Source organism: Amycolatopsis sp. NPDC104587, from assembly GCF_055583645.1.
Genome location: NZ_JBVJNO010000019.1, coordinates 171,188 through 189,349 on the forward strand (window position 1 = coordinate 171,188; position 18,162 = coordinate 189,349).

Annotated in this window: 18 protein-coding genes and 1 pseudogene; 11 read left to right on the top strand and 8 right to left on the bottom strand. The window is 73.0% G+C overall.

Annotation, left to right across the window (positions count from 1 at the left end):
* Positions 1–133 precede the first annotated feature (133 nt).
* Positions 134–1,027, top strand: a complete 894-nt coding sequence (locus ACZ61C_RS42550) for an ABC transporter ATP-binding protein (protein ID WP_465313638.1) — start codon at positions 134–136, stop codon at positions 1,025–1,027.
* Entirely contained in the window at positions 1,024–1,998 is a 975-nt protein-coding gene (locus ACZ61C_RS42555) for a transporter (RefSeq protein ID WP_465313639.1), read from the top strand. Before ACZ61C_RS42550 ends, ACZ61C_RS42555 begins: the two co-directional genes overlap by 4 nt.
* Here the strand turns inward: ACZ61C_RS42555 and ACZ61C_RS42560 are convergent.
* Positions 1,995–2,623: pseudogene (locus ACZ61C_RS42560) on the bottom strand (DNA alkylation repair protein). The gene ACZ61C_RS42555 and the pseudogene ACZ61C_RS42560 sit on opposite strands and share 4 nt — an antisense overlap.
* 96 nt (positions 2,624–2,719) lie before the next feature.
* On the opposite strand from ACZ61C_RS42560, the gene ACZ61C_RS42565 reads away from it, so the two are divergent.
* Positions 2,720–5,575 carry an RICIN domain-containing protein gene (locus ACZ61C_RS42565; RefSeq protein WP_465313640.1) on the top strand — a complete coding sequence of 952 codons (2,856 nt, stop codon included), beginning with the start codon at positions 2,720–2,722 and terminating at the stop codon, positions 5,573–5,575.
* Between the two features lie 13 nt (positions 5,576–5,588).
* Here the strand turns inward: ACZ61C_RS42565 and ACZ61C_RS42570 are convergent, their stop codons facing one another.
* Together ACZ61C_RS42570 and ACZ61C_RS42575 are read right to left on the bottom strand one after the other, a co-directional pair.
* On the bottom strand, positions 5,589–6,434 hold the full coding sequence (locus ACZ61C_RS42570) for an SAM-dependent methyltransferase (protein WP_465313662.1): 846 nt from the start codon (positions 6,432–6,434) through the stop codon (positions 5,589–5,591).
* A gap of 77 nt (positions 6,435–6,511) precedes the next feature.
* Positions 6,512–6,706 (bottom strand): hypothetical protein, encoded by a 195-nt coding sequence (locus ACZ61C_RS42575; protein ID WP_465313641.1) that lies wholly within the window; start codon positions 6,704–6,706, stop codon positions 6,512–6,514.
* 197 nt (positions 6,707–6,903) lie between these two features.
* Here ACZ61C_RS42575 and ACZ61C_RS42580 point away from each other — a divergent pair, with 197 nt between their 5' ends.
* Both ACZ61C_RS42580 and ACZ61C_RS42585 read left to right on the top strand, forming a co-directional pair.
* The gene (locus ACZ61C_RS42580; RefSeq protein WP_465313642.1) at positions 6,904–7,638 is read left to right on the top strand and encodes a sugar phosphate isomerase/epimerase family protein; all 735 of its coding nucleotides are present in this window, start codon (positions 6,904–6,906) and stop codon (positions 7,636–7,638) included.
* Positions 7,635–8,738 carry a Gfo/Idh/MocA family protein gene (locus ACZ61C_RS42585; RefSeq protein ID WP_465313643.1) on the top strand — a complete coding sequence of 368 codons (1,104 nt, stop codon included), beginning with the start codon at positions 7,635–7,637 and terminating at the stop codon, positions 8,736–8,738. Before ACZ61C_RS42580 ends, ACZ61C_RS42585 begins: the two co-directional genes overlap by 4 nt.
* Here ACZ61C_RS42585 and ACZ61C_RS42590 read toward each other — a convergent pair.
* Positions 8,735–9,322: a TetR/AcrR family transcriptional regulator gene (locus ACZ61C_RS42590; protein ID WP_465313644.1), complete on the bottom strand. Its 588-nt coding sequence runs from the start codon at positions 9,320–9,322 to the stop codon at positions 8,735–8,737. The genes ACZ61C_RS42585 and ACZ61C_RS42590 overlap by 4 nt on opposite strands.
* A gap of 123 nt (positions 9,323–9,445) precedes the next feature.
* On the opposite strand from ACZ61C_RS42590, the gene ACZ61C_RS42595 reads away from it, so the two are divergent.
* The 3 genes from ACZ61C_RS42595 (at position 9,446) to ACZ61C_RS42605 (ending at position 12,671) form a co-directional block, all read left to right on the top strand.
* Positions 9,446–10,228: a DeoR/GlpR family DNA-binding transcription regulator gene (locus ACZ61C_RS42595; protein ID WP_465313645.1), complete on the top strand. Its 783-nt coding sequence runs from the start codon at positions 9,446–9,448 to the stop codon at positions 10,226–10,228.
* A complete protein-coding gene (locus ACZ61C_RS42600) occupies positions 10,225–11,418 on the top strand; it encodes an MFS transporter (RefSeq protein ID WP_465313646.1) in 1,194 nt (397 codons plus the stop codon). Before ACZ61C_RS42595 ends, ACZ61C_RS42600 begins: the two co-directional genes overlap by 4 nt.
* Positions 11,419–11,483: 65 nt before the next feature.
* On the top strand, positions 11,484–12,671 hold the full coding sequence (locus tag ACZ61C_RS42605; protein ID WP_465313647.1) for an MFS transporter: 1,188 nt from the start codon (positions 11,484–11,486) through the stop codon (positions 12,669–12,671).
* Here the strand turns inward: ACZ61C_RS42605 and ACZ61C_RS42610 are convergent.
* On the bottom strand, positions 12,668–13,639 hold the full coding sequence (locus ACZ61C_RS42610) for a cation diffusion facilitator family transporter (protein WP_465313648.1): 972 nt from the start codon (positions 13,637–13,639) through the stop codon (positions 12,668–12,670). The two genes, ACZ61C_RS42605 and ACZ61C_RS42610, sit on opposite strands and share 4 nt — an antisense overlap.
* Positions 13,640–13,693: 54 nt before the next feature.
* On the opposite strand from ACZ61C_RS42610, the gene ACZ61C_RS42615 reads away from it, so the two are divergent.
* Positions 13,694–14,041 (top strand): ArsR/SmtB family transcription factor, encoded by a 348-nt coding sequence (locus ACZ61C_RS42615; RefSeq protein ID WP_465313649.1) that lies wholly within the window; start codon positions 13,694–13,696, stop codon positions 14,039–14,041.
* Here ACZ61C_RS42615 and ACZ61C_RS42620 read toward each other — a convergent pair.
* Both ACZ61C_RS42620 and ACZ61C_RS42625 read right to left on the bottom strand, forming a co-directional pair.
* Entirely contained in the window at positions 14,038–14,847 is an 810-nt protein-coding gene (locus ACZ61C_RS42620; RefSeq protein WP_465313650.1) for a MerR family transcriptional regulator, read from the bottom strand. The genes ACZ61C_RS42615 and ACZ61C_RS42620 overlap by 4 nt on opposite strands.
* A gap of 7 nt (positions 14,848–14,854) precedes the next feature.
* Positions 14,855–16,132: an amidase family protein gene (locus ACZ61C_RS42625; protein ID WP_465313651.1), complete on the bottom strand. Its 1,278-nt coding sequence runs from the start codon at positions 16,130–16,132 to the stop codon at positions 14,855–14,857.
* Positions 16,133–16,475: 343 nt separating this feature from the next.
* Between ACZ61C_RS42625 and ACZ61C_RS42630 the strand changes: the two genes are divergently transcribed.
* Entirely contained in the window at positions 16,476–16,922 is a 447-nt protein-coding gene (locus ACZ61C_RS42630) for a nitroreductase family deazaflavin-dependent oxidoreductase (protein ID WP_465313652.1), read from the top strand.
* A gap of 212 nt (positions 16,923–17,134) precedes the next feature.
* On the opposite strand, the gene ACZ61C_RS42635 is transcribed toward ACZ61C_RS42630, so the two are convergent.
* Positions 17,135–17,770 (bottom strand): maleylpyruvate isomerase family mycothiol-dependent enzyme, encoded by a 636-nt coding sequence (locus tag ACZ61C_RS42635; RefSeq protein ID WP_465313653.1) that lies wholly within the window; start codon positions 17,768–17,770, stop codon positions 17,135–17,137.
* A gap of 122 nt (positions 17,771–17,892) precedes the next feature.
* Here ACZ61C_RS42635 and ACZ61C_RS42640 point away from each other — a divergent pair, with 122 nt between their 5' ends.
* Positions 17,893–18,066: a hypothetical protein gene (locus tag ACZ61C_RS42640; RefSeq protein ID WP_465313654.1), complete on the top strand. Its 174-nt coding sequence runs from the start codon at positions 17,893–17,895 to the stop codon at positions 18,064–18,066.
* Positions 18,067–18,162: the final 96 nt, after the last annotated feature.

Sequence of the window (18,162 nt, forward strand, 5' to 3'; positions counted from 1 at the left end):
CTGCGGGAGGGTTTGTCGGCCGGGTGGGGCCGCGCAAAAGCCGCGGGGGTTCCAGAAGACGACGTCGCGCCACGGATCGAGACCACGTGCCCCGCCGCTCGGCCCCCCCAGGACCTGTCGTAGGGGAGTCCGGATGGAACTGGCGGTGGAGACCAGAGCGCTGGGCAAGCGTTATGGGCGCACCTGGGCGGTGCGGGACTGCGCGCTGGAGGTGCCCGCCGGGCGGATCGCCGCGCTCGTCGGCCCGAACGGCGCGGGCAAGACGACCCTGTTGCACCTGGTCGTCGGGCTGCTGCGGCCCGACGCGGGTGAGGTGCGGGTGTTCGGCCGCGACCCGCGCGAGGGCGCCTCGGTGCTCGCCGACATCGGGTTCGTCGCGCAGGACACCCCGCTCTACCGCGACTTCACCGCGGCGGAGCTGATCACCATGGGCGGCAAGCTGAACCGCCGCCGCTGGGACGCCGCGCTGGCCCGCGAACGGCTCGCGGCGCTGGGCATCCCGCCGGACCGGCCGGTCGGCAAGCTCTCCGGCGGCCAGCGGGCGCAGGTCGCGCTGGCGCTGGCGCTCGCCAAGCGCCCGCGGCTGCTGCTGCTCGACGAACCCATCGCGAGCCTGGACCCGTTGGCGCGCCGGGAGTTCATGCAGGCGCTGATGGGCGCGGTGGCCGAGAGCGAGACCACCGTGCTGCTGTCCTCGCACCTGCTCGCCGACCTCGAACGCAGCTGTGACCACCTGGTCGTGCTGCAGGGCGCCCGCGTCCGGCTCGCCGGGCCGGTCGACGAGCTGCTCGACACCCACCGCACGCTCGTGGGCCCGCGGGCGGGCAGCGAGTCCATCACCGGCGTCGCCGAGGTGGTCCGCGCCAGCCACACCGAACGCCAGTCGACGCTGCTGGTCCGCCGCGGCGACGGCCCGATCGATCCACTGTGGACTGAACACGAGGTGACCCTGGAGGACCTGGTGCTGGCCCACCTCGCCGACAGCGAAACCCGGGCGACGGCCGAAGCGTGGGGGGTGCCGGCATGATCTGGCTGACCTGGCGCCAGCACCGCAGGCAGGCGCTGTTCACGCTGGTGGCCCTCGGGGTGCTCGCCGCGATCATGGTGCCCACCGGCCTGGCGATGCACTCGAAGTACACCGGCCTCGGGCTGCCCGCGTGCCGGGCCGCGCTCGGCAGCGCGTCGATGATCACGCAGACCGAGGCGACGGCGAACTGTGAGAGCCTCGGCCACCAGTTCCAGCAGCAGTTCGGCGGCATGGTGTTCGTCGCCGTCCTGTTCGTCATCCTCCCGGTGCTGGTCGGGGTGTTCTTCGGCGCGCCGCTGGTCTCGCGTGAGGTCGAGCAGGGCACCCACCGGCTCGTGTGGACCCAGGGCGTCAGCCGCCTGCGGTGGGGCCTGGTGAAGTTCGGCCTGGTCGGCGCGATCACCGCGGTGCTGGCCGTCGGGTACGCGCTGGGCGTGTCGTGGTGGTTCCAGCCGCTGGTCAGCGCGAGCACGGGCCGGCTGACGTACCTGTCCTTCGACGTCCAGGGGATCGTCCCGATCGCGTACACGCTCTTCGCGCTCGCGCTCGGCGTTTTTGTGGGGACCTACTGGCCGAAGGTGCTGCCCGCCATGGGGACGGCGCTGGTCGGGTACGCGGTGGTCCGCATCGCCGTCGAGGTCCTCGCGCGGCCGCGGTACCTGCCGGCGCAGACCCTGACGTTCGCGCCGGAAGGAAAGCAGACCCCGAACCCGGCGTCGGGCGACTGGGTGATGTCGGAAGGCGTCCGCAACGCGGCGGGCGACCTGGTGCTGCCCGACGCCCGCATCGGCCCGTGCCCGCCGGGCGGCTGCGGCGCCGGTGGAGGTGTGGGACCGGGTGCGTACAACTGGATGGAGTACCAGCCGGGCGGCCGGTTCTGGACGTTCCAGGGGATCGAGACCGGCATCTTCGTGCTGCTGACGGTGGCACTGGTGTACTTCGCGACCCGCCGGCTGCGCACGATCGCCTAAGCGTTCCGGCGGCGGACCATCTCGGTGATCCAGACCGGCGCGAACGGCGACGTGCAGTTCGGGGGCGTCGGGTAGTCCTTGAGCACCTGCAGGCGCTCGCCGATGCCGATCGCGCGGGCGCGGAGCGCGGCGTGCTCGATCCCGATCTGGGCCAGGCAGTGGTTCATCGCCCACTGCAGGCGGTCCGGGGCGTCCGTCAGCTCCGCTTCGATGGTGTCGAGCAGCCCGGCGAGATCGAGGCCGTCGGGCTGCTTCGCCACACGATCGGTGGTGAGCGCCCAGCCGGCGCTCGCGACCACCGGGTCCGGGTCGGCGAACCAGGCCGGCCGCAACGCTTCGGCGTGCGGGCTCTTCTTCACGAGGTAACCGACGAGCCAGTCGTGCACCTTGGGGGTGCGCGCCTCGCGCAGCATCGTGTCCAGCTCGGTCCGCTCGAACGCCTTCGGGCGGCAGATCAGGTGGCCGGCAGCTTGGCCGCGGTGTCGCCGGTCGCCCAGAGCTCCTGCGGGGTTCTCAGCCGTTTCGCGACCGCGCGCAGCTTGCCGAGGTTCACGCCGTGCTTCTCGTTCACCGCCTGCGTTTTGGCGTCCTCGAGCGCGACGAGCTCCGCCGTCACCTCGGCCATCGGCGCTGCGCTCCGACGAACGGCGGATTTACAACGTTGTATCGAGCGGGTAAGACTGTTTTTACAACGTTGTAACGACAAGCGGAGGCTGATCCCGTGTCGCTGAGCCGCAGGCAGTTCGTCACCGGAGCCGTCGCCGCCACCCTGCTGACCGGCGCGAACGTCCGGGAAGCCGGGGCCGCCGTGCTCCGCTGCCGGAAGGTCGCCCCCGCCTCGGGCGGGTTCTACACGCCGAACGCGGCGCCCCTCAAACCCGCCGCCTTCCTCAAGCTCCCGCCCGGCGCGGTCACCGCCCGCGGCTGGCTCGCCGGCCAGCTGCGGCTGCAGCTCGACGGCCTCTGCGGGCACTACGCCGAGACGTCGCACTTCCTCGACTTCGCCACGAGCGGCTGGGTCCACCCGGAGCGCACCGGCTGGGAGGAGGTGCCCTACTGGCTGCGCGGGTACGTCGACCTCGCCGCCGTCACCGGCGACGCCACCGCGAAAGCCACCGCCGCCAAGTGGATCGACGCCATCCTCGCCACCCAGCAGTCCGACGGCTTCTTCGGGCCGGCGGCGCTGCGCACCGCGCTCAACAACGGCCCCGACTTCTGGCCGTACCTCCCGCTGCTGCAGGCGTTGCGCTCCTGGCAGGAGTACACCGGCGACACCCGCGTCGTCCCGTTCCTGACCCGGTTCCTCCGCTACATGAACGCCCAGGGCAAGAGCGCGTTCGACTCCAGCTGGGTGTCCGTCCGCTGGGGTGACGGCCTCGACAGCGTCTTCTGGCTGTTCAACCGCACCGGCGACACCTTCCTGCTCGACCTCGCCGACAAGATCCACAGCTTCGGCGCCAGCTGGGTGAACAACCTCCCGAGCCTGCACAACGTCAACATCGCCCAGGGCTTCCGCGAACCCGCCCAGTACGCGCTGCGGTCCGGCAACGCGAGCCTGACCCAGGCGACCTACTCCGACTACACCACCGTCATGGCCACCTACGGCCAGTTCGCCGGCGGCGGGTTCGCCGGGGACGAGAACGCGCGGCCCGGGTTCGGCGACCCGCGCCAGGGCTTCGAGACCTGCGGGATCGTCGAGTTCATGGCCAGCCACCAGCTGCTCACCCGGCTGACCGGCGACCCCGTCTGGGCCGACCGCTGCGAGGACCTCGCCTTCAACTCCCTGCCCGCCGCGCTCGACCCGGCCGGGCGCGCCGTGCACTACATCACCAGCGCGAACAGCGTCGACCTCGACAACGTGCCCAAGAGCGAAGGCCAGTTCCAGAACGGCTTCGCGATGCAGGCCTACCTGCCGGGTGTCGACCAGTACCGCTGCTGCCCGCACAACTACGGCATGGGCTGGCCCTACTTCACCGAAGAGCTCTGGCTCGCCACCCCGGACAACGGTCTCGCCGCCGCGATGTACTCCGCCAGCAGCGTCACGGCGAAGGTCGGCGACGGCACCGCCGTGACCATCACCGAGGACACGACGTACCCGTTCTCGGAGCAGGTCACCTTCACCGTCCGAACGCCGAAGCGGCTGGCGTTTCCGCTGTACTTCCGGATTCCCGCCTGGTGCGCCGCGCCGCGGCTGGTCGTGGCCGGGGCGGCGGTGGCGGCGACGGCCGGGCCGTCGTTCGTGAAAGTCGACCGGACCTGGGCGAACGGTGACGTCGTCACGCTCACCCTGCCCCAGCGCACGACCACGCGGACCTGGTCGGCCAACCACGACTCCGTGTCCGTCGACCACGGCCCGCTGACCTACTCGCTGAAGGTCGGCGAGAGCTACCAGCAGATCGGCGGGAACGCGCAGTTCCCGGAGTACGCGGTGCACGCGACGACGCCGTGGAACTACGGCCTCACCCCGGGCGCCGAGCTGACCTTCTCCGCGGCCGGCGGCGCGTTGCCCGCCAACCCGTTCACGCCCGACACCGCGCCGGTCAAGATCACCGCGCCCGCGCGGAAGATCGCCGAGTGGACGACCGACGACCAGAACGTCGTCACGCCGCTGCAGGCGTCCCCGGCCCGCAGTGACGCGGCGGTCGAGACGGTCACGCTGATCCCGATGGGCGCCGCGCGGCTGCGCGTCACGTCGTTCCCGACAGCCGACCCGAACGGCCACCCGTGGTCGCCCGGCGGCGGGGGAGCGGGCTTCCGGATCGTGAACCGCAACTCCGGCAAGGTGCTCGGCGTCGATCAGATGTCCACTGCGGACAGTGCGCGGGTCGTGCAGTTCACCGACAACGGCACGGACGACCACGTCTGGCACCTGGTCCCGAACGGGGACGGCTGGTACCGGGTCCGCAACCACCACTCCGGCAAGGTGCTGGGCGTGGACCGGATGTCCACCGCGGACAGCGCGATCGTCGTCCAGTTCACCGACAACGGCACCGCGGACCACCTGTGGCAGCTCGTCGACAACGGCGACGGCGCGTGGCGGCTGAAAAACCGCAACTCCGGCAAGGTCATGGGCGTCGCGGGAATGTCCACGGCGGACAGCGCGCAGGTGGTGCAGTTCGCGGACTCGGGCACCGCGGACCACGTGTGGTCACTCGTGCCCGACGGCCGGGTCCGGGTCGAGAACCGCAACTCGGCCAAGGTGCTCGGGGTGGATCAGATGTCCACTGCGGACAGTGCGCGGATGGTGCAGTTCGCCGACAACGGCACCGACGACCACCTGTGGACCTTCGAACCGGCCGCGGGCGGGTGGTTCCGGATCCGCAACGTCCACTCGGGCAGGGTGCTCGGCGTGGACGTGATGTCGACGGCGGACAGCGCGATCGTCGTCCAGTTCGCCGACAACGGGTCGGCGGACCACGACTGGCGGCTGCGCGACGACGGCAGCGGCTGGTTCCGGATCGTGAACCGCAACTCCGGCAAGGTCTTGGGCGTCGCGGGGATGTCCACCGCGGACAGCGCCCAGGTGGTGCAGTTCGGGGACACCGGAACCGCCGACCACCTGTGGCGGCTGCGTTAGCCGGGGAACCGGGTCAGCGCTTGACGCCGACGATCCCGGCCACGCACTTCGCCGAACCCGACAGGGGCGTGAGCCGGGGCCCGTCCGGCCACCACTCGTCGCACACCGCCAGGCCCGGCGCGGAGGTCGCGTTCGGCTGGAGGAGATCGAGGCCCGGCAGCATGGCCTCGATCTCCACCCGCGTGCGGAACCGGCCGGCGCCGAGCGGGCCCTGCGTCAGGATGTTCTCGATGCGCTTGGCGATCTCGGTCAGCTCCGGCACCTCGGGGTCGAAGAAGTGCGAGAGCACCACGTACGAGCCGGGGGCGAGCGCGTCGATGTACTGCCGCATGACGTCGGTCGCGCCGTCGCCTTCGAAGTGGTGCATCGTGCCGACGTGCAGCAGCGCGACCGGTTCGGAGAAGTTGATGTGGCGCCGGACCTCGTCGTTGGCCAGCACCTCGTCCGGGGTGAAGATGTCCGCTTCGACCATGTGCGTGAAGTCGTTCTCCACCAGCAGCGCCCGGCCGTGCGCGAGGACGACGGGGTCGTTGTCGACGTAGACGACCGTGTGGTCCTTGTCGATGCGCTGGACGATCTGGTGCGTGTTCTCCGCCGTCGGCAGCCCGGACCCGCAGTCGAGGTACTGCGCGATCCGGGTCTGGCTCGCGAGCATCCGCAGCGCGCGGTTGTGGAAGCCGCGGTTGCCGCGGGCGATGTCGACGGCCTCCGGGACCGCGGCGCGGATCTTCTCCATCACCACGCGGTCGACTTCGTAGAAGTTGTTGCCGCCGAGGAACCCGTCGTAGATCCGCGCGATGCTCGGCCGGGAGGGGTCGACTCCGACCGGCTTCTGGCTCGGGGACAGCGTCTCGGACATGGCGACCTCGCAGAACTCCGGCGCGTGGCGTTGGGCCACCCAGCGTAGTAGCTCGGGTCCGCGCGGTGAAGACGAGGTCAGCCGCTGGGGCGAAGCCGCTGGTCGGGGATGTCGTCGCGGGCGCGCTCGGCGCGTTCGCGGCGCAGCCGCTCGAGGTGCTGCTCGATGCGGCGGTCGAGGTCTCGCGCGGCCTCGGACAGTTCCGTCAGGTCGCGACGGGACGCCGGGTGCTCGATGGCCCCGGTGTCCACTTCGTCCCCTGCCCTGTCCACTACCGGCACCTCCCGGATCGGCCTGGCCCCCGCCTTCCCTGCGTTACTGCCCCACCGGGCGCTCGCCAAAACACCCCGGGTCGTGAGCCTCGGCACGACGCTGCCGCCGTCCGGTGGACCCGTCCCGAAATCCCTGGCGCCAATTCTGACCACATGGTAGAAATTGAGAACCCGCCACCGTGACCCCAGGAGCTGGGATGAGCCCGCTTTCCGTGCAGCTGTACTCGGTCCGCGACGCCTTCGCGGCGGACCCCGCCGACACCCTGCGGCGGCTCGCCGCGATCGGCTTCACGCAGGTCGAGCCCTACGGCGTCGTCGAGAACGTCGAGGCCCTCCGGGCCGGCCTGCCGGCGAACGGGCTGACCGCCCCGACCGCGCACGCGCGCCTGCTCGGCGCCGACCAGGCGGCCGTGTTCGCCGCGGCGGCCGAGCTGGGCATCGGCCTGGTGATCGACCCGCTCGTCAAGCCCGAGCAGTGGCGGGACCCGGCCGACATCGCCGCGACGGCCGAGGCGCTGAACGCCGCGGCGAAGGTCGCGGCCGAGCACGGCGTCGGCGTCGGCTACCACAACCACTGGTGGGAGCTGGAGTCCCGGATCGACGGCCGCAGCGCGTTCGAAGTGTTCGCCGACCAGCTCGACCCGGCCGTCGCGCTCGAGGTCGACACGTACTGGGCCACCGCGGGCGGCGAGGACGCGGCCGCGCTGCTGGGCCGGCTCGGCGACCGCGTCCAGGCCATCCACGTCAAGGACGGCGGCCTCGCCACCGACGCCTCCGGCCAGCTGCCCGCCGGCCAGGGCCGGGTGCCGGTCGCCGAAGTGCTCGCGGCCGCGCCCGCCGCGCTGCGCGTCATCGAGTTCGACGCCTACGACGGCGACCTCTTCGAGGCCATCGCCGCCAGCCACGCCTTCCTCGCCGGCGCCGGCCGGTGACCGGCGGCCCGGTCGGCGTCGGGGTGATCGGCGCCGGCGTCATCAGCGGCACCTACCTCGAGAACCTCACGAGCTTCCCCGACGTCCGCGTGCTGCGGATCGCCGACCTCGACGCCGCCCGCGCCACCGCACAGGCGGAGAAGTTCGGCGTCCCGCACGCGAGCACGGTGCCCGAGCTGCTCGACGACCCCGAGGTCGAGATCGTCGTCAACTTGACCCTCCCGGCGTCGCACGTCGAGGTCGGGCTCGCCGCCCTCGAAGCGGGCAAGCACGTCTGGGCGGAGAAGCCGCTCGCCCTCGACCGCCAGACCGGCCGCAAGCTGCTGGACCGCGCACGGGAGAAGAACCTGCGCGTGGCCAGCGCGCCCGACACCGTGCTCGGCGCCGGCCCGCAGACCGCCCGCCAGGCCGTCGACGCCGGCCGGATCGGGCGGCCGTTCACCGCGCTCGCGCTGTTCCAGGTGCCCGGGCCGGAGAGCTGGCACCCGGCGCCGGAGTTCCTCTTCCAGGCCGGCGGCGGGCCGCTGCTCGACATGGGCCCGTACTACCTGACCACGCTGGTGCAGCTGCTCGGCCCGGTCCAGCGGGTCACCGCGGCCGGCGGCCGGGCCCGCGAGACCCGCGTGATCGGGTCCGGGCCGCGCGCCGGGACCGAGTTCCCGGTGACGGTGCCGACCACGGTCACCGCGCTCGTCGAGTTCGAGGCGGGCGGCTCGGCCCAGCTCGTGCTGAGCTTCGACTCGGCGCTCAAGCGGGCCGGGTTCGTCGAGGTGACCGGCACCCTCGGCACCGCCGTGCTGCCGGACCCGAACCGTTTCGACGGGCCGACCCGGCTGCACCTGCTCGGGCACGAGGAGCCGGAAGAGCTGCCGGCGCACGGGCACGCGGCGTCGCGCGGCACCGGCGTGCTGGAGCTGGCCCGGGCGATCCGCGCGGGTGTGCCGGAACGCGCGTCCGGCGAGCTGGCCTACCACGTGCTCGACACGATGCTGGCCATCGACGAATCGATGACCCGCGGGCAGTCCGTCGAAGTCATCAGCAGTGTCGAGGTCCCGCCCGCGCTGCCGGCGGCCTGGGACCCGTACGCGAAGACCCTCTAGAGCGGGACGGTGAGCAGGTTCTGCAGGGCGGAGCGCAGCGAACCGACCAGGTCCACGTCAGCGGGCGCGGTCAGCCACTGCACCTGCAGGCCGTCCATCAGCGCGATGAACGTCAGCGCGGCCATCCCGGGCTCGACGCCCTCGCGCAGCTCGCCACGGGCGGCCAGGGCTTCGAACGACTCGTGCACGCTGGCGCGCGCGGCCCGGTAGTGGCGCACGAAGTACTCGTGCGCCGGGTGGTCGGCGGCGACCGCCTCGGCGGCCAGCCGCGAGTAGAGGTCGACGATGCCGGGGTGCCGGACGTTGTGCCCGGCGAGCGCGACGAAGTGGCGCAGGACCTCGATGCCGGGCGGCACCGTCAGCTGCTCGCGCTCGGAGTCCTCGGCGTCGCGCCGTTCGAGCACCGCGGCGAGCAGGGCCTCCTTGGTGGGGAAGTGGTACAGCAGCCCCGCGTGGGAGATCCCGACGCGCTTGGCGATCTCCCGCAGCGACGAGCCGTGGTAACCGAGCTCGCCGTAGGCCGCGGCCGCCGCCGTGATGATGTCCTCACGGCGGATCCGGCCCTTCAGGTAGCCCCCGGTCACGGGGTCGCGGTGGTCTCGGCGGCGTGCACGGCACCATCATGCCGCAGCGGCTTTTCGAACAACCGACGTGAGCGGACGAACAAACCGGTTGTGCGAAATCCGGTGGCTTGCGAGCATCGCGGGGTGAAGAGCGCGGAACGCCAGCGGATCATCGTCGAGCGGCTGCGGGACGCCGACCAGGTCGCCGTCACCGAGCTGGCCGAGGTGACCGGCGCGTCGGAGATGACCGTGCGCCGCGACCTCGACCACCTCGCCGCGAGCGGGGTCCTGCGCCGGGTGCACGGCGGCGCCGTGGCGGCCTCGCCGTCCGGGATCGAGCCCCCGTTCGCGGCCCGGGCGACGGCCGCGACCGCGGCGAAGCGGGCCATCGCGGCCGCCGCGGCGGAGCTGATCCACGACGGCGAAACGATCGTCCTCGACAGCGGCACCACCGCCCTCGAGCTGGCCCGGCTGCTGCGCGGGCGCTCGGTCACCGTGATGCCGCTGTCCCTGCACGCGGCCCGGGAACTGGCCGAGGCCCCGGGGATCCGGCTGCTGCTGCCGGGCGGCGAGCCGCGGCCGGGGGAGCAGGCCCTGGTCGGCCCGCTGACCCTGGCTTCGCTGCGCGCCCTGCGGTTCGACGTCGCCGTGCTGAGCCCGTGCGCGTTCGGGCTCGACACCGGGCTCACCGCCTTCGACCTCGGCGACGCCGAAGTCAAGCAGCAGGCCCTCGACGTCGCGGCCCGGGCGATCGTGCTCGCCGACGGCGCCAAGTGGGGCCGTGCCGCCCTCGCCCACGTCTGTCCCGCCGACCGCGCGGACGTCGTGATCACCGACCCCGGCGCGCCCGAAGACCAGCGCGCGGCCCTGGCCGAACGCGGCGTGCTCGTGCACGTCGCCGTCCCCACCCCCACGGAGAGCCGATGACGACCGCACCGCCCCGCCCGCGCGCCGCCCGCGCTGCGACCTTCATGTTCTTCGCCCTCAACGGGTTCGGGATGGGCATGTGGGTCGTGCACATCCCGAACGTCGAGCGCGCGACCGGCATTTCGCACAGCACCCTGGGCGCGCTGCTGCTGGTGCTCGGCGGCGCGGCGTTCGCCGGCATGCAGATCTCCGGCCCGCTCGTCGACCGGCTCGGGCACCGCAAGCTGGTCCCGGCGGCGGGGGTGTTCCTCGGCCTCGCGCTGTGCGCGCCCGGGTTCGCGAACTCCTGGTGGACGCTCGGGCTCGCGCTCGCGCTGTTCGGCTTCGGCAACGGCGCGATCGACGTCGGCATGAACGCCCACGCCGTGGTGGTGGAGCGGGCCTACCCGCGCCCGATCATGGCGGCCTTCCACGCGATGTGGTCGATCGGCGGCGCGTTCGCGGCGGTCATCGGCGCGGCGACGCTCGGCGCCGGTGTCCCCACCGGGGTCACGCTCACCTGCACCGGCCTGTTCTGCGTGCTGATTTCCCTGCTGGCGGCCCGGTTCCTGATGGAGCCGTCGGACGCGCCCGCCGTCGAGGAGACGGCGGCGGAGGCCGCGCCGGTCCGCCGCCGGCCGCCGGGGCGCGTGGTCTGGCTGCTCGGCCTGCTCGCGCTGGCGCTGATGCTGTCGGAGGGCGTGGCGAACGACTGGGCCGCGCTGCACATGGAAAAGGTGCTCGGCACGTCAGCCTCGACGGCAGCGTTCGCGTACGGCGCGTTCGCCGTGGCGATGACGACCGGCCGCTTCCTGACCGACCGCGTCGCGGCCTGGGCCGGCCCGGCCGCGATCGTCCGCTACGGCGCGGCGCTCGCGGCGGTCGGCCTGTCGATCGCCGCGGCGGCTCCCTGGGTGCCGCTGTCCCTGGTGGGCTGGGCGCTGTTCGGCCTGGGCCTCTCGGGCGGCGTCCCGCAGCTGTTCACCGCGGCGGGCAACCTGGACACGCGTGCGTCCGGCGCGCTGATGGCCCGCGTGGTCGGCCTCGGGTACGTCGGGCTGCTGGCGGGGCCGGCGGTGATCGGCGGCCTGACGCGGTGGATGCCGCTGAACGTCACCTTCGTGCTGCCGGTGGTGCTGTGCGTCCTGGCGGCGGTGTTCGCCGGGGTGCTGAGCCCGAAGCCGGAACCGGCGGAACAGCCCGTCGGCTGAGCCGCACCCGCGTTCGGGCTAAACCGCGGGGCCGCCTCGCGCGTGCACGGCGCGGGGTGATGCGGATGCCGGGGTTCGGCGGGGCGCTGCGCGTCCGGGAGTTCCGGGCGCTCTGGCTGGCCGAGGCGCTGTCGGTGTGCGGTGACCAGGTCGCGCGGGTCGCGCTGGCGCTGGTCGTGTTCGACCGGACGAGCTCCGCGGCGCTGACCGCGCTGACGTACGCGCTGACGTTCGTCCCGGCCGTGCTCGGCGGGGTGCTGCTGTCCGGTCTGGCCGACCGGTACCCGCGCCGCGCGGTCGTCGTGACGACCGACGTCCTGCGCGGCCTGCTGGCGGCGGCGATGGCCGTGCCCGGGCTGCCGTTGTGGCTGTTGTGGGCCCTGATCGGCGTGCTGACGCTGGCGGCGGCGCCGTTCAAGGCCGCTCAGCTCGCGCTGCTCCCGGACGTCCTGCCCGGCCCGCTCTTCCAGGCGGGCATGGGCCTGCGGCAGGTCACCATCCAGGCGGTGCAGGTGGCCGGGTTCGGGCTCGGCGGGGTGCTCGTGACGGCGACCGGGCCCACCCTGGCGCTGCTCGCCAACGCGGCGACGTTCCTGGCGAGTGCCGCGGTGGTCCTGCTGTTCGTCCACCCGCGGCCGGCGGCGCGGGCCACCCGGACGCCCGGCCCGACCGCGAAGACCGGCCCGGTGCTGGTCGCGGTCTACGCGTTCGCGGCGATGATCGGCTTCCTCGTGGTGCCCGAAGGCCTCGCGGCGCCGTACGCGTCGGCGGCCGGGATCGGCTCGGCCGGCGTCGGTGTGCTGATGGCGGCGGACCCGGTCGGCAGCGTGCTGGGCGGCTGGTGGGCGGCCCGCACGGCGTCCCGGCCACGGGCGGCGCCCCGGTCGGTCGCGGTGCCGGCGGCACTGGCCGGGCTGCCGCTGCTGGTGGTCCCGCTGCTGCCGGGACCGTGGTGGGCGGCCGGCTTCTGGGCGCTGTCGGGCGGCCTGTCGACGGTGTACCTGATCCGCCTGCAGGCGGCGGTGGTCGACCTGGTCCCGGACGACCGCCGCGGCACGGTGCTGGGCCGCCTGAGCACGTGTCTCACCAGCTCCCAGGGCGTGGCGATCGTCGGCGCGGGCCTGCTCGCGGAACAGCTGGGATCGGCGACGGCGATCGCGATCTCGGGCGGCTCGGCCACAGTGACGGCGTTGGCGGCGGCCGCGGTCTGGCGGTCGACGGCTCGGGCCGAGTCCCTCGCGCCGGCCGCTTAGTGGTGGTGGGCCAGGGTTCTGTGCACCCGGTCCGCCCCTTCCGCCGGTTCGGTGTGCACCACGACCGCGGTCAGCCGCGCGATCGTGTGCAGCAGCCGGTGCTCGACGGCGTGGGCGAGCGCGTGGGCGTCGGCGACCGTCAGGTCCGCGGCCACCGTCACCGCCAGCTCGGCCCGCAGGTGGTGACCGATCCAGCGCATCCGCAGGTCACGCGTGTCCAGCACGCCGGCTACCTCGCGCGCCGTCCGCTCGGCCAGTTCGACGGACGCCGGGTCGACGGCGTCGAGCAGCCGCCGGAACACTTCCTTGGCGGCATCACGCAGGACGAACAGGATCGCGACCGTGATGCCCAGCCCGACGATCGGGTCGGCGGAGGGGAACCCGAGCGCGACCCCGGCCGCGCCGAGGACGACCGCGAGCGAGGTGAAGCCGTCCGTGCGGGCGTGCAGCCCGTCGGCGACCAGGGCGGCCGAGCCGATCGCCCGGCCGACCTTGATCCGGTAGCGCGCTACGAGCTCGTTGCCGACGAACCCCACCACCCCGGCCGCGGCGACCACGCCCAGGTGCCCGACCGGCCGAGGGTCGAGCAGCCGCAGCACGGACTCGTACCCGACGAGCACCGCCGAGGCGGCGACGACCAGCACGACGACCACCCCGGCCAGGTCCTCGGCGCGGCCGAGGCCGTACGTGTAGCGACGGGTGGCCGCGCGCCGGCCGAGCAGGAACGCGATGCCGAGCGGGACGGCGGTCAGCGCGTCGGCGAAGTTGTGGATCGTGTCGCCCAGCAGCGCCACCGATCCGGTGACCAGCACGAGCACCAGCTGCGCGACGGCGGTCGTGAACAGCGCGGCGAACGACCACCCGAGCGCGCGGATGCCGCGCCGGCTGGTTTCGAGGGCGTGGTCGACGCGGTCGGTGCTGTCGTGGCTGTGCGGGCGCCACCGCGAGTGGCCGTGTCCGTTTCCCATGGCGGTAGTCTATCTGCGCACACACGCAGATACGCAAGTAGTAAGGTAGCCGGCATGCACACGTCGCTGCCGGACTTCGACATGCCCGCCGAAGAGCAGGTCCACCTGGCCGCGGAGACGTTCCGGCTGCTCGCCGACCCGACCCGCGTCAAGGTGCTCTGGGCGTTGCTGCAGGGCGAGTCGTCGGTGGCCTGCCTGGCCGAGCTCGCCGGCGCGGCCCCGACGGCGGTCAGCCAGCACCTGGCCAAGCTTCGCCTGGCCGGGCTGGTGAAGGGCCGCCGCGAAGGAACGTTCGTCTACTACTCGGCGGCCGACAACCACGTGCGCGGCTTGCTGGCCCAGGCTCTCCACCACGCGGACCACGTCGACCGCGGCATCACCGCCGGCGAGCACACGCACTAACCGAGCGGCTCCTGCAGCTCCGTCACCCAGCCCGCCGGGTCCGCCGGGCAGTCCAGGTACAGCTCCCGCTGCGGCCCAGCCGAGGCGAAACCGTGGTCGGCGACCCACCGGACCACCGCCTGCCAGCTCGGCAGGACCCCGTCGATCGCGCCGTGGTGGACCAGGGTCGCCGCGCGCGTGGCCGGCAGGTCCGCCACCGTCAGGCCGTCGAGGTCGCCCGGCCCCACCGCCGCCGGGATCGCCGCGTGCACCACGACTTCGTCCTCGGCGCGCTGCTCGTAGTAACACGTCAGGCGCCCCGCCGGGGTGACGTCCGCGCGCGGCAGGCGGCGGCCCAGCTCCGCGCACAGCGGCCGGACGACCGGGCCGATCGCCTCCGGCGCGAACCCCGCCGCGATCCCCGTCAGCTCCACCACCCGCACGGCGGGCAGCTCCTTGACCACCACGTCGTGCGCGGGCGGGCGGCCTTCGTCCTCGATCGTCCGCAGCCGCGCTTCGACCTGCGCCAGCCGGGCCGCACCCTCGGCCAGCGCCGCTTCGAGCTCGGCGCGCCGCAGCGCCAGCATGCCGCGCACCTGTTCGACCGTGACCTCGTCGGCCAGCAGCGCCGCCACCTGCTCGAGGGTGAACCCGAGGTCCTTCAGCGCGACGATCCGGTTCAGCCGCGCCAGCTGCCCCGCCGTGTAGCTGCGGTAACCGGACGCGGGGTCGACACGCGCCGGCCGCAGCAGCCCGAGCGCGTCGTAGTGGCGCAGCATCCGGACCGACACGCGGCCGTGGCGGGCGAAGTCACCGATCGAGAACACGCCCCGATCATTCCCCAGGCGCGGCGAACCCGCCGACGACGTCCGCGGCGAGCTCCGCGAACGTGATCGCCGTGATGTCTTCGTGCGCGGGCCCGACGACCTGCAGCCCGACCGGCAGCGCACCCCCGGCCGGTGCGCTCACGGCGGGCAGCCCGGGCAGGGACGCCTGCGCGATCCAGAACCCCTGGTCGTCGTAGCGGTGCCGGTCGTCGTGCGGGAACGCCGTGGTGAAGACGGTGGGGCAGAGGAAGACGTCGATGTCCCGGAAGTACCGGCCCCACGCCGCTTCGAAGGCCGTGCGCCGTTGTTCTTCCTCGGCGAACCCTTCCAGCGCACGGCCCTCCTGGGCGGCGAAGAACAGCTCGACCTGGAAGCCGAACGACTCGGCCTGGGCCATCGGGTCGACGCCGTCCGGCCAGCCTTCGGTGATCTTCACCCCGGCTGCCGCGAGCGCGTCGACGGCGTGCGTCAGCGCCTGGCCGACCTCGCCGGTCACCGGGCAGCGCGGGTCGCCGAGGACAACGCCGGCGCGGAAGTCCGCCAGCCGGGTCCGGCGAGACGGCGCGAGCGCTTCTTTGCTCGTCACGTCCAGGGCAAGGCGGAGATCTGCCGCCGAGCGCGCGAGCGGCCCGACGGCCGACGGGAACTCCCGGGCGAGCGTCACGGGCGGCCCGGGTGGCTGGAACCCTTGTAGGGAAACAGTTCCCGGGGTGGGTTTGAGCCCGTAGACACCGCAGTAGGCGGCCGGGATCCGGATCGACCCGGCGAGGTCCGAGCCGTAGTCCAGAAAGGACAGTCCAGCGGCGAGCGCGGCCGCGGCGCCCCCGCTGGAGCCGCCCGGCGTGCGGGCGGGATCCCACGGGTTCAGCGTCCGCCCGAAGAGCGGGTTGGCGGTCTGTCCGAAGTCGGCGAGCATGTGGTGCACGTTCGACTTGCCCACGACGATCGCCCCGGCGTCCCGCAGCCGTCCGACGACCACGGCGTCCCGGTCCGCGACGGCGTCGGAGAACGCCGGCTCACCCCAGGTCGTCGGCAGCCCGGCCACGCCGAAGGCGTCCTTGATCGTGATCGGCACCCCGTGCAGCGGCCCGAGGTCGTCCCCGCGCCGGACGGCCCGATCGGCTTCCGCGGCGGCGTCGAGCGCGAAGGCGCGGCTGGTCGCGACGACGGCGTTGACTTCGGAGGCGTCGATGCGGGCGAAGAGCGTTTCGGTGAGTTCACGGGCCGAGAGCACGCCCCGGCGGATGTCGGCGGCCACCTCGGTGGCGGAGCGGAAGAACGTCATGGGGTCCGGGATAGGACCTGACACGGTGTCAGGGTCAAGGGTTTCCGATCGGAGCCGCGGTGGTAGCTCAAGGTGATCGCCGTCCGAGCCACGGACGGCCTGGCGGAGGGACGACCGATGCCTGCTCACCTGACCGCACCACCGGCACCGGACCCGGTGGCGCCGGACCCTGTGACACCAGATCCGGCGCCGCCCGGCCCCGGCCGCGAGCGGCCCATCCCGGAACCGGGCGGCGTGCCCGTTCCCGACCCGATGCCGCCCGAGCCCGCGCCGGGACCGGATCGACGTTAACTACGAGAAGCAGATGATATGAAAGTCATATAATCTGTGGTACGGTCGAGTCATGGCAACAGCGCAGAACTACCGGCGGATGGTCAACGCGGGGAACAAGATCGTCGTGGGGCTCCAGCGGCTCGGCGTCGCGTTCGGCCCGATGCAGCTGCTCACGGTCGCGGGACGCCGCACAGGCGTCCCGCGCACGTTCCCGATAGCGGTCATCAGCCTTGAGGGCGGCCGCTACATCTTCCAGGCGTACCCGAAGGCGGCCTGGGTGGCGAACGCACGAGCCGCGGGTGAGGTGACGCTCACCCGCGGCCGCCGTACTTCGGCGGCCCGGTTGACGGAGGTCCCGGTGGAGCAACGGCGCCCATTGTTGCGGCAGCTGGTCGAGCAAAGCCCGGCGAGCGTGGGCAAGCGGTTCGTGACGACGGGCTTGGCGGACGCTGCGACGCCGGAAGCAGCGGCGGCCGCGGCGGAGAGGATTGCGGTGTTTCGGGTGGATTCGGCGTGACTCGCGAGGAGGGGCTCGCGCTTCAGCCTGAATCGGGTCCGCGCGAGGCCGATCGCGGTCCGGGTCTTCCTTCAGTGGGTCAGCCATGCCGATCTCAGGCTTCGCAGCACCGGGCCGACTGCAGCTTGAGCCCCGTCGCCGGACCACCGCTCCGCCTCCGTCTGGTCATGACCTGCGCGAGCAGCGGCCCCCGCACCGCCGTCCGGCCGGGTTCACTCGCCGCGGCATCGAGCCGACAGCAGCTCCAGCCCCTCACCCGACAACCGCTCCACCGCCGCCTCTCGCCCGGTCATCGCCATAACGAGTGCCAGCAACGGCCCCCGCACCTCCGGCCCAGCTCCCGCCGACCACTCCGCATCATCAGCCCGCAGCGCCAACCCCGCGATCCGCTTCTTCGCACCGATCAGCAGGTTCGACCCACGATAGAACTCAGCCACCCGCATCAGCGTCGCGGTGGGAAACGCGCGGTCCAGCCCCAGCGGCCACCGGATATCCGTCCCGTGCACCACGATCTCCCCGAGCCACGACTCGGCCGGCCCCGGCGGCCCAGTCGTCGCGTTCGCGTGCGACCGCAGCTGCTCGAGGGTCGCTTCCGGGCCGTCGGCCGTCTCGCGGCGGACGTTGGTGGCGCTCATCGCCGCGAACCGGAAGCCTGAACCGGCCAGCCGGGTGAAGAACCCGATCGGCGTCAGCTTCGCCGTCGCGACCACGTGCCCGAGTACTTCGTGGACCGTCCACTCGCGACACAGCGACGGCGTCGCCCAGGCCGCCGCGGGCAGGCCGGCCAGGTCGTCGGCCAGTGCGGCGCGTTCGCGGTGGATCTCGGGCCAGGGTCCGGCCTGGTGCATCGGGCCTCCTCGGGCCGTCCGGGACCACGTGATCCCGGTGCAGTCAGGTCGCCCGCGCTGCCCGCGGTGTTACAACGGCGGACGGATGTCTGAGACCGCGCGCCGGCGGGTACCAGCCCGGCATGGACGAAAAGATCCCCGAGCGGTCCGAGACCCGCGCCGAGCTGCTGCCCGAAGAACAGGCCGTCGAAAGCGACGACCCCGAAGCCCAGGCCCGCGAAGTCCTCCGCGACTCGGACCGCCGGACCGAGAACCCGGCATCCACCATGCGCCGCCGCCCCGAGGAAACGACCTAGCTGTGATGTCCAGGGAGGTTGGTCAGCCGGGTGACCGGCGGCTTGCCGCCGGTTGAGCTGTGGGGTCGGTGTTGATTGTAGAAGTGCAGCCAGCCT